Source organism: Mycobacterium sp. TY815 (assembly GCF_030755135.1).
Lineage (GTDB): Bacteria > Actinomycetota > Actinomycetes > Mycobacteriales > Mycobacteriaceae > Mycobacterium.
Genome location: NZ_JAUFRX010000002.1, coordinates 66,531 through 81,219 on the forward strand (window position 1 = coordinate 66,531; position 14,689 = coordinate 81,219).

The window sequence follows — 14,689 nt, forward strand, 5'->3', positions numbered from 1 at the left end:
GGGCTTCCCCTCAATCGGCCACGGACGTGCTGCCAGGCACGTCCCCGGCACTCAGTCGGCGGTCTGCCCGGCTGCGACGATGTTGACGGTCTTGCGGCCGCCCTTGACGCCGAACTGGACCGCCCCGGCCGCCTTGGCGAACAGCGTGTCGTCGCCGCCGCGACCGACGTTGACGCCCGGGTGGAACTTGGTGCCGCGCTGACGGACCAGGATTTCGCCGGCCTGGACGACCTGACCGCCGAACCGCTTCACGCCGAGCCGCTGTGCGGCGGAATCACGACCGTTGCGTGAGCTGGAAGCGCCCTTTTTGTGTGCCATGTCTGCTCGCCCCTACTTGATGCCGGTGACCTTGAGGACCGTCAGCTGCTGACGATGTCCCTGCCGCTTGTGGTAGCCGGTCTTGTTCTTGAACTTGTGGATGCGGATCTTCGGGCCCTTGGTGTGCTCGAGCACCTCGCCGGTGACGGCGACCTTGGCCAGCGCCTGAGCGTCGGTGGTGACGTTGGCGCCGTCGACGACCAGAGCGACCGGCAGCGACACGTTCGCGCCCGGCTCGGACTCCAGCTTCTCGACCTTGACCACGTCGCCGACGGCAACCTTGTACTGCTTACCGCCGGTCTTGACGATTGCGTAGGTCGCCATCGTTGCTCCTGCCTCTTCTCATCTGTCTGCGTCACACTCGCGCGCGGGCGAACCCGGCGCGGGTGATGGTCTTGGGTGCGGGCTCGGTACTGGCCCGCTGTCGTCGGTCACATCTCGAAAAGAGCCCTGACGACAACTGTCCAAGGGTACGTGACCAGCTCCTACAGGGTCAAACCGGGCTTGGGGTTTCCAGGCTGCGGTCTTCAGTCCGCGTGAATGGGCGGCCCGGCCGGCCGTCCCGCCGCGCGGCGCCGTCGCGGCGGCGCCGAAACCTCGGCGATCACCACAGACGGGACCTCGATGGCGGCATCGCCGTCCTGGCTGTCGTCCAGGTCCTCGCCGTCGTCCAGCACGTCTTCGTCCTCGTCGTCCTCGTCGTTGAGGTCTTCGTCGTCGAGTTCGTCCACGTCCTCGTCGTCATCGTCCTCGTCGAGATCTTCGTCGTCGAGTTCGTCGGTGTCCTCGTCCTCATCGACGTCCTCATCATCGACGTCCTCGTCCTCGACGTCCTCGTCCACGTCCTCGACGTCCTCGTCCTCGACGTCCTCGTCGGCGACGTCTTCGTCCTCGAACTCGTCGACCCCGGCCGCAACCAGCGATTCGGTCTGCTCGTCGGTCTCGGCCGTCAGCTCCTCGTCGGCCTCGCCGTTCTCGTCCTCATCGCGGGACGACGCGGCCATCGCCTTGAACATCGGGTGCTCGCCCGGGGCGTGCGTCGGCACTTTGGCCACCACGCCGTTCTCGCTCGGCTGCTCGGTTCGCGGCTTCTTCGACCGCCTGCTGCGGCGTCCGCCGGACTCGGTCTTGCGACCAATGGCCGGCGCCGAGTCGACCGGGTCGGCGTGCATCACGATGCCGCGGCCGGCGCAATGCGGGCATGACGTGGAGAACGCCTCGATCAGTCCGGTTCCCAGTCGCTTGCGGGTCAGTTGCACCAGGCCCAGCGAGGTCACCTCGGAAACCTGGTGGCGGGTGCGGTCGCGGGCCAGCGCCTCGGTGAGCCGGCGCAGCACCAGGTCGCGGTTGGACTCGAGCACCATGTCGATGAAGTCGATGACCACGATGCCGCCGATATCGCGCAACCGCAGTTGCCGCACGATCTCCTCGGCCGCTTCGAGGTTGTTCTTGGTGACGGTCTGTTCCAGATTGCCGCCCGATCCGGTGAACTTGCCGGTGTTGACGTCGACCACCGTCATCGCTTCCGTGCGGTCGATCACCAGCGTGCCGCCCGACGGCAGCCACACTTTGCGATCCATCGCCTTGGCCAGTTGCTCGTCGATGCGGTGCACCGCGAACACGTCCGGGCCGGGCTGGCCTTCCTGACCGGCCGGCTCGTATTTGGTCAGTTTCGAAACCAGGTCGGGGGCAACAGAATTCACGTATTCGTTGATCGTGCTCCAGGCCTCGTCACCGGAGACGATCAGGCCCGAGAAGTCTTCGTTGAACAGGTCCCGGATGACCTTGACCAACACATCGGGCTCTTCGTAGAGCGCCACCGCGGCGCCCGCGGCCTTCTGCTTGATCTCGGCGGCCTTGGCGTCGATCTGGTTCCAGCGCTCCTGCAACCGCGTGACATCGCCGCGGATGTCATCCTCTTTGACGCCTTCTGATGCGGTACGGATGATCACGCCGGCGTTGGACGGGACCACCTCGCGCAGAATCTCCTTGAGGCGCTGGCGCTCGGTGTCGGGCAGCTTGCGGCTGATGCCGGTCGACGACGCCCCGGGGACGTACACCAGGTACCGGCCGGCCAGGGACACCTGCGTGGTCAGCCGGGCGCCCTTGTGTCCGACCGGGTCCTTGCTCACCTGCACGACGACGTAATCGCCGGGCTTGAGGGCCTGTTCGATCTTGCGGTCAGCTCCGCCCAGGCCGGCGGCCTCCCAGTTGACCTCACCGGCATAGAGCACGCCGTTGCGCCCGCGACCGATATCGACGAACGCGGCCTCCATCGACGGCAGCACGTTCTGCACGATGCCCAGGTAGATGTTGCCGACCAGGGACGCCGAGGCCGCCGAGGTCACGAAATGCTCGACCACGATGCCGTCTTCGAGCACGGCGATCTGGGTGTAGCGGGCGCCGGGGTGCGGCGGTTCGGTGCGCACCCGGTCGCGGACCACCATCACCCGCTCCACGGCTTCGCGCCGGGCCAGGAACTCGGCCTCGGTCAGCACCGGTGGGCGGCGGCGGCCGGCGTCGCGCCCGTCCCGGCGGCGCTGGCGCTTGGCCTCCAGCCGCGTCGAGCCGTCGATCCCCTTGATCTCGCCGGGACCGGAGTCGTCAGAGCCGGACTTGCCGCCGCTGCGCGGCGCGCGCTCGTGCACGACGGTGTTGGGCGGGTCGTCCGGTGACGGGCTGTCGTCGTTGTCGTCGCCGGAGCCGGTCTTGCGCCTCCTGCGCCGGCGGCGGCGACGGGTAGCGCCTTCGCCCGCGGTCTCTTCGTCGCCGTTCTCGTTGTCGTCGGCGTCCTCGTCGGAATCCTGGCTCTCGTCGGTGTCGTCGGCGCCGCTCTGCTCGGCCCCGGCGCTGTCACCGGCCTGGTTGTCGCCGTCGGCGCCGTTCTGCTCGCCACGCCCACGGCCGCGGCCACGGCGTCCGCGGCGCCGGCGCTTGTTGGCGGGACGGTCGGACTGGTCCTCGTCGTCGTCCGCCCCCGCGCCCTGACCGTCGGAGTCGTCGGCGTAATCGGAGTCGTCTGCCACGGTGTCGTCGGCGGCTTCGTCGTCGATCACGACCCGCTCGGGCAGCGGCTGGGGCGCGACGAACAGCGGCATGTAGTGCGGGCGCTCGATGACGGTCTCGTGAGTCTCGCGGACCTCCACCGTCTCCAGCATCAGCCGGGATTCGGGTTCGGCCGTCGAGTCGTCACCGCCTTCGGAGGCGGCTTCGAGCGTGTCGGGCTGGGCCGCCAGCAGGTCGCGCACCCGGACCGCGTCGACGTGGTCGACGCTGGAATGCGCGCTGCGAATCCGCCCGTCGAGGGCGGCCAGCGCGTCCAGCACCCGCCTGCTGGTGGTTCCCAGCGTCCGCGCGAGCGAATGCACCCTCAAGCGGTCGGGCAGGTCCTCACGCTCGGTCGGCTCGTCTGTGGAGTCTGAAGTTGGGGCATCGTCTACCACGAATTCTCCTCAAGCCCCCGGGCGCGTCATGTCGACGCGGCCACTCGAGGGCTTCGCTATGGGTCCGGGTTACTTCTCCCGGACTTGTGATGGTCTCGCCCCGAGCAGCCCAGATGAGCCCACTCGGTGCCGTACTGAATGACGGCTCGACATGCTGCGCCGCACCGCGGACTGGCGGTGGTCGCGCTTGCCTGAGTCTTCATTCGGGTGTCCGACGCCAGTTCGACGACGTTCACCCGCAGTCAGTATCCCACATCACTTCCGGGGATCACGCTCCCCTTCGGCGCGGCCCCGCTCAGATGCCCGGAAACCAGAGTTCGATCTCGCGCTGGGCCGATTCGGCGGAGTCGGACCCGTGCACCAGATTGAACTGGGTCTCCAGGCCGAAATCGCCGCGAATGGTCCCGGGCGTGGCCTTTTCCACCGGGTCGGTGCCACCGGCGAGCTGCCGGAACGCGGCGATCGCCCGCGTTCCCACCACGACGGCCGCCACCACCGGTCCCGAGGTGATGAATTCCAGCAGCGAACCGAAGAACGGCTTGCCGTCGTGCTCGGCGTAATGGCGGCGGGCCAGGTCCTCTCCGACAGTCCTGAGCTCCAGCGCTGCGATAGTGAGGCCTTTGCGCTCGATGCGGCTGAGTATCTCGCCAATCAACTGGCGCTCCACGCCGTCGGGCTTGATCAATACGAGGGTCCGTTCGGTCACGGTGCACAGAGTAGAGGTCGCGACCCCGGTCCCCAAACCTGGATGCGTCACACCGAGGGCGGCGGCGTCCAGCGTTCCTGCCGCCGCCGGACCTCGGCGCGCAAATAGGCGATCAGCCCCCACACCGCGGTGAACAGCAGGCCCATCAGACCGACGGCCGGATACACCAGAAACCCGGCGACGAGTATCAGCTGAGCACCGAGGTTGACCCAGATCGCCCAGGGCCGGCGTTGCAGTCCGGTCAGCACGACCAGCAGTACGGCGAATCCGATCAGGTAACCCAGTGACGCGCCGCTGAAGCCGCCGCCGACGACGCCCACCACCGGGATCGCCAGCAACACCACGATCACCTCGAGGATCAGCGTTCCGGCCATCACCCCGGCGAAGCTCTTCCACGGGTCGGGCGGCGGCGCCGCGTCTTCGGTCATTGCGGATCACGACCGAACAAGGTGCGGGCGGCGCCGGCGGTGACGACCGAACCGGTGATGACAATGCCTGCGCCGGAGAACATCTCGCCTTCCTGATCGGCCGCGTCGACCAGTGCCGTCGCGGTGTCGATAGCGTCGCGCAGGTTGTCCGCGGGGATCACCCGGTCGGTCCCGAACCGCTCCTGCGCCGCCGCAGCCAGCGCCTCGACATCGAGCGCACGGGGCGAACCGTTGTGGGTGACGACGACCGAGTCGAACACCGGTTCCAGTGCGGCGAGGATGCCGTCCACGTCTTTGTCGGCCAGCACCGCGAGCACCCCCACCAGGGTGCGGAACTCGAACTCGTCGGTCAGCGTCTGCGCCAGTGCGGCCGCGCCGGCGGGGTTGTGCGCGGCGTCGATGAACACGGTGGGGGCGCTGCGCATGCGCTCCAACCGCCCGGGGCTGGTCACGGCGGCGAATCCGGCGCGCACGGCGTCCACGTCCAGCTGACGCTGCGCGCCCGCCCCGAAGAACGCCTCCACCGCGGCCAGCGCCAGCGCCGCGTTGTGCGCCTGGTGTTCGCCGTGCAGCGGCAGGTAGATGTCGGGGTACACCCCGCCCAGGCCCTGTAGCTGCAGCAACTGGCCGCCGATGGCCACCTGACGGCCGAGCACGGCGAACTCGGAGTCCTGCCGGGCGACCGCGGCGTCGGCACGCACCGTCTGGGCGAGCAGCACGTCCATCACCTCGGGAATCTGGCGCCCGATCACCGCGACGGTGTCCGGCGCTCCCTCCGGGGCCCGGGTGATGATGCCCGCCTTTTCCCTGGCGATCCCGGCGATATCGGCGCCCAGGTAATCGACGTGGTCGACGCTGATCGGGGTGATGACGGCCACCGGCGCGTTCAGCACGTTGGTGGCGTCCCAGCTGCCGCCCATGCCGACCTCGACGATGGCCACGTCGACCGGGGCATCGGCGAACGCCGCGAACGCCATCGCGGTGAGCACCTCGAACTTGCTCATCGCCGGCCCCCCGTCAGCCTGCGACTGCTGGTCGACCATGTGCACGAACGGCTCAATCTCCCGATATACGTCCACGTACCGCGCCGGCGTGATCGGCTCGCCGTCGATCGAGATGCGTTCGACCGCCGACTGCAGGTGCGGACTGGTGGTTCGGCCGGTGCGCTGCTGCAACGCGGTGACCAGCGCGTCGATCATCCGCGCGACCGAAGTCTTGCCGTTGGTGCCGGCGATGTGGATCGACGGATAGCTCAGCTGCGGCGACCCGAGTAGGTCCATCAGGGCGCTGATCCGGGTCAGGCTCGGCTCGATGCGCGTCTCCGGCCAGCGCTGGTCCAGCAGATGTTCCACCTGCAGCAGGGCCGCGATCTCGTCCGGCGTCGGACCCAGGCTGGTGCCCGCTTCCCAATCCTGCGATTCCGAACTCTCAGACATCAGCGCAGCGCCGCCAATTTGGCGGTGATCCGGTCGGTCTCTTCCTGAGCCACCTGTTGGCGGGCGCGGATCTTGTCGACGACGGCTTCGGGCGCCTTGGCCAGGAAGTCGGCGTTGCCGAGCTTGGCCGCGGTGGATGCCAGTTCCTTCTGCGCGGCGGCCAGGTCCTTTTCCAGCCGCCGGCGTTCGGCCGCCACGTCGATGGTGCCCGAGGTGTCGAGTTCGACGACGACAGTCGCGGTGCTCAGGCGGACCTCGAGAGACGCCGACGCGCTGAAGTCGTCACCCGGTTCGGTCAGCCAGGCCAGCGACGTCACGGCGGGAACCTGATTGTTCAGATCGGCGTCATCGATACCGACCAACCGGGCCGGCACCTTCTGCCGGTCGGCCAGGCCCTGATCGCTGCGGAACCGGCGCACCTCGGTCACCAACTTCTGCATGTCGGTGATCCGTTGCGCGGCAACCGGATCCAGCGTGATGCCGGAGGGTTTGGGCCAGTCGGCGATCACCAGCGACTCCTGGCCGGTGAGCGCCTGCCACAGCGCTTCGGTGATGAACGGGATCACCGGGTGCAGCAGCCGCAGCAGGGTGTCCAGGCCGGCGGCGAGCACCGCGGTGGTGCCCGAAAGCCCCTGAGCCAGCTGCGTTTTCGCCAGCTCGACATACCAGTCGCAGAACTCGTCCCAGGCGAAGTGGTAGAGCGCCTCGCAGGCGCGGCTGAACTCGTAGCTGTCGAAGGCCGCATCGACCTCGGCGCGCACCTCTTCCAGCCGGCCCAGCACCCAGCGGTCGGCGTCGGTGAGTTCGTCCGGAAGTGGGGCCAGGGCCGCGCCGTTCATCAGCGCGTACCTGGTCGCGTTGAACAGTTTGGTGCCGAAGTTGCGCGACGCCCGCACGGCGTCCTCGCCGATGGCCAGGTCGCCGCCCGGACTGGCGCCGCGGGCCAGGGTGAAACGCAGCGCGTCGGCCCCGAACTTGTCCATCCATTCCAGCGGGTCGATGACGTTGCCCTTGGACTTGCTCATCTTGCGACCGAACTCGTCGCGGATGAGCCCGTGCAGGAACACGTCGGTGAACGGCACCTGCGGGCCCCGGCGGCCGTCGAGGGTGATGGCGTCGTCGCCGCCGACGTAGGTGCCGAACATCATCATCCGGGCCACCCAGAAGAACAGGATGTCGTAGCCGGTGACGAGAACGCTTGTCGGATAGAACTTCTCCAGCGCCGCAGTCTTCGAAGGCCAGCCCAGGGTGGAGAACGGCCACAAGGCCGAAGAGAACCAGGTGTCCAGCACGTCGCTGTCCTGCTCCCACCCGTCCGGCGGGGTGTCGTCGGGACCGACGCACACCATTTCCCCGTTGGGCCCGTACCAGATCGGGATGCGGTGGCCCCACCACAGCTGGCGCGAGATGCACCAGTCGTGCATGTCATCCACCCAGGCGAACCAGCGCGGTTCCAGGCTGGCCGGGTGGATCACGGTGTCGCCGTTGCGCACCGCGTCCCCGGCGGCCTTGGCCATCGATTCCACCCGGACCCACCACTGCAGCGACAGCCGGGGTTCGATCGGCTCCCCGCTGCGCTCGGAGTGCCCGACGCTGTGCAGGTAGGGCCGCTTCTCCTCGACGACCCGGCCCTGGGCGGCAAGGGCTTCCCGCACCTTCACCCGGGCCTCGAACCGGTCCATGCCGTCGAATTGCGTTCCGGTGTCCGCGATCCGGCCCTTGGTGTCCATGATCGAGGGCATCGGCAGCTGGTGGCGCATCCCGATCTCGAAGTCGTTGGGATCGTGCGCGGGGGTGACTTTGACTGCGCCGGTACCGAATTCGGGATCGACGTGTTCGTCGGCGACCACGATCATCTCGCGATCGACGAACGGGTGCGGCAGTCTGGTGCCGACCAGGTCGCGGTACCGGTCGTCGTCGGGGTGCACCGCGATGGCGGTGTCGCCCAGCATGGTCTCCACCCGGGTCGTCGCGACCACGATGTGCGGTTCAGCGTCGTCGAGCGAGCCGTACCGGAACGACACCAGCTCGCCTTCGACATCCTGGTAGTTGACCTCGAGGTCGGAGATCGCCGTCTCCAGCACCGGCGACCAGTTGACCAGCCGTTCCGCCTGATAGATCAGGCCGTCGTCGTACAGGCGCTTGAAGATCGTGCGCACCGCCCGCGACAGGCCTTCGTCCATGGTGAAGCGGTCCCGGCTCCAGTCCACGCCGTCCCCGAGCCGGCGCATCTGGCCGCCGATCGCGCCGCCGGACTCACGCTTCCAGTCCCAGACCTTCTCGACGAACAGCTCCCGGCCGAAGTCCTCCTTGGTCTTGCCGTCGACCGCCAGCTGCTTTTCCACCACACTCTGGGTGGCGATGCCGGCGTGGTCCATGCCCGGCTGCCACAGCACCTCGTAGCCCTGCATGCGCTTACGCCGGGTCAGCGCGTCCATCATGGTGTGCTCGAGCGCGTGCCCCATGTGCAGGCTGCCCGTGACGTTCGGCGGCGGGAGCACGATGGAATACGCGGGCTTGGTGCTCTCGGGGTCCGCGGTGAAGTAACCGGCATCTACCCAGTTCTGGTAGATCGCGCCCTCCATCGCGGCCGGATCCCAGGACTTGGGCAACTGGTCATCGACGGGGCGGGGGCTGGCGGTCACCGGTCAATTCTAGGAACCGCCAGCCGCGCCCGTGTAAGGGCCTGAACCCGCAGGCGAAACCCGACTACGGGATGGTGAGTACCTGCCCGGGGTGGATCAGGTCGGGGTTGGGGATCCCGCTGGCGTCGGCGATCACCTGATACTTGCTGCCGTCGCCGTAGAACCGCTCCGCGATCGCCCACAGGGTGTCGCCGGATTCGACGGTGTAGGTGCGCGCGGGTTCGGGTTCGGGTTCGGCCGGCGGGGCCTCGGGTGCCGCCTCGGCCGGCGCTTCGGCGACAGCGTTCTCCGCCGGCTCATCGGATCCCCACCAGCCGGATTCGCCCGAGCCCGACTTCTGCGCCTCGGCCACAGGCTCGGGCGGCGGCGGTCCGTCGGTTTCGGTCTTGGTCGACCAGGCGGGCCCGTCGGCGGCGTACAGCACCAGATTCCGGTCGTCCTGCAGGACGAGCTGGACCTGCTTCTTACCCTTGGTGTCGCTGTGCCACACCGGCTTGTCGGCGGTGTAGAGCACGAAGTTGCCGTCGGTCTGCACCTCGGCGCGCACCACGTCCTGGCCGTTGGTCGAGGTCGCCCAGATCGGCTTGCCCCATACGGCCAGCACCAGGTTGCCGTCGTCCTGCAAGGTCAGCGTGTAGGCACCGTTATTCGACGTCAGGGACTCGCCCTTCACCAGCTTCTGACCTTCGGTGAGCCTGTCTGCCATGAGCTTTCCTCTCCATCACTCTCATTTACCGGACTTGATGACGCGACCGAGCCAGACTTGCGCTCAGCGCAATTGTGTTGTGGCGCAGGTTATTTCTTGCCGCCGAGCAGGCCGCCGAGAATGTCGCCGAGACCACCGCCCTTGCCGCCGAGCACACTGCCCAGGATGCCGCCCAGCGACTTGTCGTTGCCACCGCCCAGGATGCTGCCCAGGATGTCGCCCAACCCGCCGCCGGAGCTGCGTTGCTGCGAGGCGGGAGCCTCGGCCGGTGCACCGGAATTGAGTTGTTTTCCGATGTAGGCCAACACGATTGGCAACACGATAGGCAATAGTTGCTTGAGCAGATCACTGTTTCCGGCGCCGCCACCGGCTAGAGCGGCGGCGACTTCGTCGGTGTCCTTGCCGCCGAAGAGGGTCGCGACCGCCTGGTGTCCGTCGTTCTCGTCGACGTGCTCGACACCGCCGCCGGCATCGAGCAGTCCACGGGCGGCGTGGCCGCTGGCGGCATCCTCGATCTTGCTGGCGTGCTCGGGATCCTGCGACGTGTGCTGCAATCCGCTGAGCAGCACCGGCACCAGCGTATGCACCGCCTTCTCGACTTCGCCCTGATCAGCCCCCAGCTTCGACGCGATGCTCGAAGTGGGAATCTGCTGATAAAGATCGTCGAGACCGGCCATCGTGATCCACCTTCGTTGCTGGGATGGGAGGCGAGCAGCTACGACACTAGACCCAGCGGGAGCGGATCAACACCCTTTGATCAGGCGGATTTCAACTGGCCCGTCAATTTAACCGTTCGGTCCGCAGTTCGATACCTGCCTGTGGGAACCGGGCCAGCAGCGCGTCACCCATCGCCGCCGCCGGGGTCAGCACGCCATGCAGGTCAGAGAGCTTGTCGCGGTCTTTTGCCAGGGCCAGGCCGCACTCCCCCAGTATCACCGAGGTGGCCTTGTAACCGGGGTCGCCGCGTTGTTCCATGCGCGCCACATAACGGGCACCGGAGGTCGTGGTGGTGTACGTCTCGAGCTTGTAGTAGCCGCGCTCGCGGGTCTTGGCGCTCGGGCCGCTGCCCGATTTCGGCAGCACCCTTTCCAGCCACCCGCTCGGCACACGATTGAGGAAACGACTGCCCGCGGCGAAGAACGCACTGGAGAACCCGGTCATGACGGCGGACGCGACAGGCGCCAACGGCGACGACCCCACACTCATGGTTTCGGTGTAGCGGAACGTGCGACCGTAGGCCCAATTCAGCAGCGAATTGCTGCGTCGGACAATACGGGTGTTGGAGGGTGCCATCGGAAATGCGGCGGTCCACAACCCGGCCAGTTCCGGCGCGATCCGGCTACCCCGAAGCAGGGTGAGATCGGGTTGTGCCCCCAGCTCAGGCTCGGCAGCGCGGTCGGTGCTCAAGGTGTAGGGATCGGCCATCTGACGGCGGACATCGGGGTCTTCCGCGGCGGTGCGCATGATTTCCACGCCGGAGGCGATGGTTCCCCCGGATGCCCCGCCCCGCATGGACCTGACGACGTAATTCGTCTCGGTCAGCTCACCCGCGCCGTCGTCGTGCGCGGCACGGTACAGCGCGTAGACGGTCAGGTCCGACGGAACGGAGTCGAACCCGCAGGCGTGCACGATGCGCGCACCGGTGTCGGCGGCCTGCTTGTGGTAGAGGTCGATACTGTCGCGCACGAAGTTCGCCTCACCGGTCAGGTCGGCGTAGTCGGTGCCGGCCTCGGCACACGCCGCCACCAGGGGCAGCCCGTAGCGGGTGTAGGGACCCACGGTGGTGATGACGACCCGGGTGCGGGCGGCCATCTCTTTGAGCGAGGACTCGGAGGTGGCGTCGGCGGCGATCAGCGGCCAGTCCGCAGCGGCGGGTCCCAGCGTCTTGCGGACCGCTTCGAGGCGCTCGGTCGACCTGCCCGCCAGCGCGATTCGCGCGTCTCCCCCCGCCCGGGCGAGGTATTCGGCGGTCAGCTTCCCCACGAAGCCCGTTGCCCCATAGACGATGATGTCGAATTCGCGTGGCGTGTCGGTCACCGTCCCGACGCTACCCGCGCGCACCGCGACATCGGGCTACGGCCCGGCAAGTCTGGACAACGGGGTGCGCGTTAGGGACCTCAAGGCCGGCGTCGGTATGCGGGCAGGCTCTGGGCCAGCTCGTCGAACAACGCTTGGTTCAGCCCGAACGCGACCTTCACCTCGTTGACGGTGCGATCCATCGCATCGGCATCGAGGCTGAGGCCGTCCAGGCGGGCGCGGTAGGAATCCTTAAAAGGCTTGGCCCGCATCGGGAAGTCGTAGAACGCCAAGCCGGATCCGTCAAGACCGTACGTGCGGTTGAGGATCTTGCCTATGATCTGGCCACCGGAGAGATCACCGAGGTAGCGCGTGTAGTGGTGGGCCACCAGCGCACCTCCCCATGTCGCGTCGGTGATCCGGTCGCGGTATGCGTCAACGGCTGGCGAGACGACCTCGCGCGCGCCGCCCGGCAACCAGTGGTCCAAGTCGGCATCGATGGCCGGCAGGCGCTCCAGCGCCGGGTCGAAGACTGCGGCGACCAGCGGGTCGTCGCTATGGATCCGGATGGCGGTTTCCAGTGCACCGTAAACTGCGCGCAACCGCAGCAGGTAGTCGGCGTAGCCCCGTTCGTTCACTCGACCGGCAAGAAGTTCCGATACGAACGGTGAGTGCTCCGCCGCGGCATGCTCGGTCATCGAGCCCTCTTTCATCGCGACAGATAAAGGCCGGACGGCTTCAGCGACACTCGGCGACACGGGCGACTCCTTCGATAGATCGGCCACTATAATGACAACATGTCAAAACGATCTTGACAGTATGTCAGAAAGTAACGCCGAGCGCACGAAGCACGAACCGTTCGACAGCCACCCCGGGTAGATCCCGGGGCGCGAGGCAGGCATGGATCAGCGATATCGTCGCGCTCTCGTCCTCGAACGTGAAAATGCCCTGGGCGACACCGGCATTCAAAATGTCCCGCAGAACGTTTTCGATGGCCACGATGTGACCGCGGATGGCGTGCAGCGCGCCCTGCGACAGGGCGCCGTAAAGCTGCGGGCCCAAACCGATGTGAAATTTCTGGCCGGCATCAAGCTGATGGCGCATGTAGATCGTGAGGCGGTCGACCGGATCGTCGACACCGGCCAGGAGGGCCCGGAGTCCGTCGATGTAGCTGCTCGTTTCCTGGGTTGCGAACGCAACCACCACCGTTTCCTTGTCCGGAAAATGGTGATAGATGGCCGTGCGCCCGATGCCTGCCGCAGCGGCGAGTTTGGCCATGGTGATCGCGTCGAAGCTCTGCTCGGCCATCAGCGAGACGAAAGCGTCGAAGACGCGCCGTTGCACCTGCTCGCGATGCTGCTCCACGGATGCGGCAGTGATCTTGGGCACGCCGTGACTGTAACTCCGACCTGGCGCCTACCCCGTGCTTGAATAAGTTAGGTAACCCTAACGAGAGGACGTGGAGCACGGTGACCGCTGCGGAGGAGCCGGTTTTTCAACAGCCCAATAGGGAGACCACCCAACAGGTAGGGCCCAAGAGCCCTCGGTCGACCGGTCGGCGCAGTGTCTTCACGGCCTTGCGGCAAGACCCGCTCTGGCCGACCCGACTGTCGGTGCCCACGATGATGGGTGCCGCGCGGGGCTACGGCCGTCCCACACCGCTGCCGCCGGGGCCGAGAGGGTTGCCGATCGTCGGTTCCTTCTTCCAGTTGCGTCGGGATCCCTTTGCGCTGATGAGGCGCGGGGCTGCAGACTACGGCGACATCTTCCGCATTCCGATGCCGTTCCTGGACTTGGTCGCAGTAACTCATCCGGACCTGCTGCACGAATTCATGGACGATCCGGACGGGCGCTACAGCCGATACAGTCCGGTCGGTCCCCTGCTGACCCTCATCGGGGCCAACAGCATCATGCTCGAAGGCCCCAAGTTGCGGGAGCGCCGGCGGATGCTGATGCCGATGTTCACGCGCAGGCACCTGGTGACGATGGCCGACATTTTCTGTCGGGAGTTCGACGAACGGCTCGACCGATGGTCGTCACTGGCCGGAACCGGACAGTCGGTTGATCTGCAGCAGGAAATCTCGCTGGCAACGTTGAAAGTCTATCTGCGGGCGCTGTTCTCAACCTCGATCGACGACTGTGAGTTGCGTCGGCTGGATGCTGATATGCGGGCGATCACCGGCTTGCTCGGCCTGACCACATTGATGGTGCCATTTCCCAATCTGCTTCCGCGACAAGGAAGATCAAGCCTGTTTCCGGCCCTGGCACGGATCTACCGGTTCGTCGGGCAGCTCATCAAAGATCGCCGGGCTCACCCGCTTGACACGCCGGATTTCCTCGATACGTTGCTGGACGCCAGATACGAGGACGGCTCACCAATCTCTCGGCCGGACCTCGCCGCCGAAATCGTCGGTCTGCTGGGTGGCGCCTACGACCCGACCGGCGCAGCCCTCACGTGGACTGTCGCGCTCTTGCTGAAGAACCCCGATCAATTGGCGAAGCTGTACGAGGAAATCGAGGCACTTGACGGGGCGCTGCCCACCTACGACGACGTGGGTCGGCTTAATTGGGCGCGGGCATGCTTCGACGAGGGCCAGCGGATGCAGGGACACCCGTTCTTTCCCCGGTTCTGCATGGCCGACAACGAACTTGGCGGCTATCGGCTACCCAAGCTCACCCTCGTGGGAGCTAGCATGTCGGTGGTGCACCGCGATCCGCGGTGGTGGCCGGACCCCGACCGATACGACCCGGGCCGATTCATTGACCCCGACCAGGTGCGGGCGCGACCACGGCTTGCGTTCATGCCTTTCAGTTCCGGGCAGCACTTCTGCCTGGGTACCACGATGGCGTACATGGCCGCTCAGTTCTTCCTGACCATCCTCTTTCAGCGGTATCGACTGAGCCTGCCCGAGGGATGGCAACCGGAATCCCGCTTCACCTTCTCGGTGACTCTGCGAGACGGCCTTCCAGTCTGCTTGTCCAGGGCCTAGT

13 protein-coding genes are annotated in these 14,689 nt (G+C 66.9%); 1 reads left to right on the plus strand and 12 read right to left on the minus strand.

The window, feature by feature from the left end:
• Window positions 1–51: 51 nt before the first annotated feature.
• From rpmA to QXK92_RS20130, 12 genes are all read right to left on the minus strand, one after another.
• A complete protein-coding gene (rpmA, locus tag QXK92_RS20075; RefSeq protein ID WP_306244611.1) occupies window positions 52–318 on the minus strand; it encodes a 50S ribosomal protein L27 in 267 nt (88 codons plus the stop codon).
• A gap of 12 nt (window positions 319–330) precedes the next feature.
• Window positions 331–642: a 50S ribosomal protein L21 gene (gene rplU, locus QXK92_RS20080; RefSeq protein ID WP_055577886.1), complete on the minus strand. Its 312-nt coding sequence runs from the start codon at window positions 640–642 to the stop codon at window positions 331–333.
• A 203-nt stretch (window positions 643–845) separates the two neighbouring features.
• On the minus strand, window positions 846–3,761 hold the full coding sequence (locus tag QXK92_RS20085) for an Rne/Rng family ribonuclease (protein WP_306244613.1): 2,916 nt from the start codon (window positions 3,759–3,761) through the stop codon (window positions 846–848).
• Window positions 3,762–4,056: 295 nt separating this feature from the next.
• Window positions 4,057–4,467: a nucleoside-diphosphate kinase gene (ndk, locus tag QXK92_RS20090; RefSeq protein WP_055577884.1), complete on the minus strand. Its 411-nt coding sequence runs from the start codon at window positions 4,465–4,467 to the stop codon at window positions 4,057–4,059.
• Window positions 4,468–4,514: 47 nt separating this feature from the next.
• Window positions 4,515–4,895, minus strand: a complete 381-nt coding sequence (locus tag QXK92_RS20095) for a DUF4233 domain-containing protein (RefSeq protein ID WP_306244614.1) — start codon at window positions 4,893–4,895, stop codon at window positions 4,515–4,517.
• Complete coding sequence (locus tag QXK92_RS20100) at window positions 4,892–6,331, minus strand: folylpolyglutamate synthase/dihydrofolate synthase family protein (protein ID WP_306244615.1); 1,440 nt, start codon at window positions 6,329–6,331, stop codon at window positions 4,892–4,894. The genes QXK92_RS20095 and QXK92_RS20100 overlap by 4 nt, the downstream gene beginning before the upstream one ends.
• Entirely contained in the window at window positions 6,331–8,976 is a 2,646-nt protein-coding gene (locus QXK92_RS20105; protein WP_306244616.1) for a valine--tRNA ligase, read from the minus strand. Before QXK92_RS20105 ends, QXK92_RS20100 begins: the two co-directional genes overlap by 1 nt.
• Window positions 8,977–9,040: 64 nt before the next feature.
• A complete protein-coding gene (locus QXK92_RS20110) occupies window positions 9,041–9,682 on the minus strand; it encodes a LysM peptidoglycan-binding domain-containing protein (protein WP_306244617.1) in 642 nt (213 codons plus the stop codon).
• Window positions 9,683–9,771: 89 nt separating this feature from the next.
• Entirely contained in the window at window positions 9,772–10,359 is a 588-nt protein-coding gene (locus tag QXK92_RS20115; RefSeq protein WP_306244618.1) for a DUF937 domain-containing protein, read from the minus strand.
• Window positions 10,360–10,462: 103 nt separating this feature from the next.
• Window positions 10,463–11,719 carry a trans-acting enoyl reductase family protein gene (locus QXK92_RS20120; RefSeq protein ID WP_306244619.1) on the minus strand — a complete coding sequence of 419 codons (1,257 nt, stop codon included), beginning with the start codon at window positions 11,717–11,719 and terminating at the stop codon, window positions 10,463–10,465.
• Between the two features lie 80 nt (window positions 11,720–11,799).
• Window positions 11,800–12,456: a heme oxygenase (biliverdin-producing) gene (locus QXK92_RS20125; RefSeq protein WP_371934235.1), complete on the minus strand. Its 657-nt coding sequence runs from the start codon at window positions 12,454–12,456 to the stop codon at window positions 11,800–11,802.
• A 64-nt stretch (window positions 12,457–12,520) separates the two neighbouring features.
• Window positions 12,521–13,087 (minus strand): TetR/AcrR family transcriptional regulator, encoded by a 567-nt coding sequence (locus tag QXK92_RS20130; RefSeq protein ID WP_306244620.1) that lies wholly within the window; start codon window positions 13,085–13,087, stop codon window positions 12,521–12,523.
• A 188-nt stretch (window positions 13,088–13,275) separates the two neighbouring features.
• On the opposite strand from QXK92_RS20130, the gene QXK92_RS20135 reads away from it, so the two are divergent.
• Window positions 13,276–14,688 (plus strand): cytochrome P450, encoded by a 1,413-nt coding sequence (locus QXK92_RS20135; protein ID WP_306244622.1) that lies wholly within the window; start codon window positions 13,276–13,278, stop codon window positions 14,686–14,688.
• Window position 14,689: the final 1 nt, after the last annotated feature.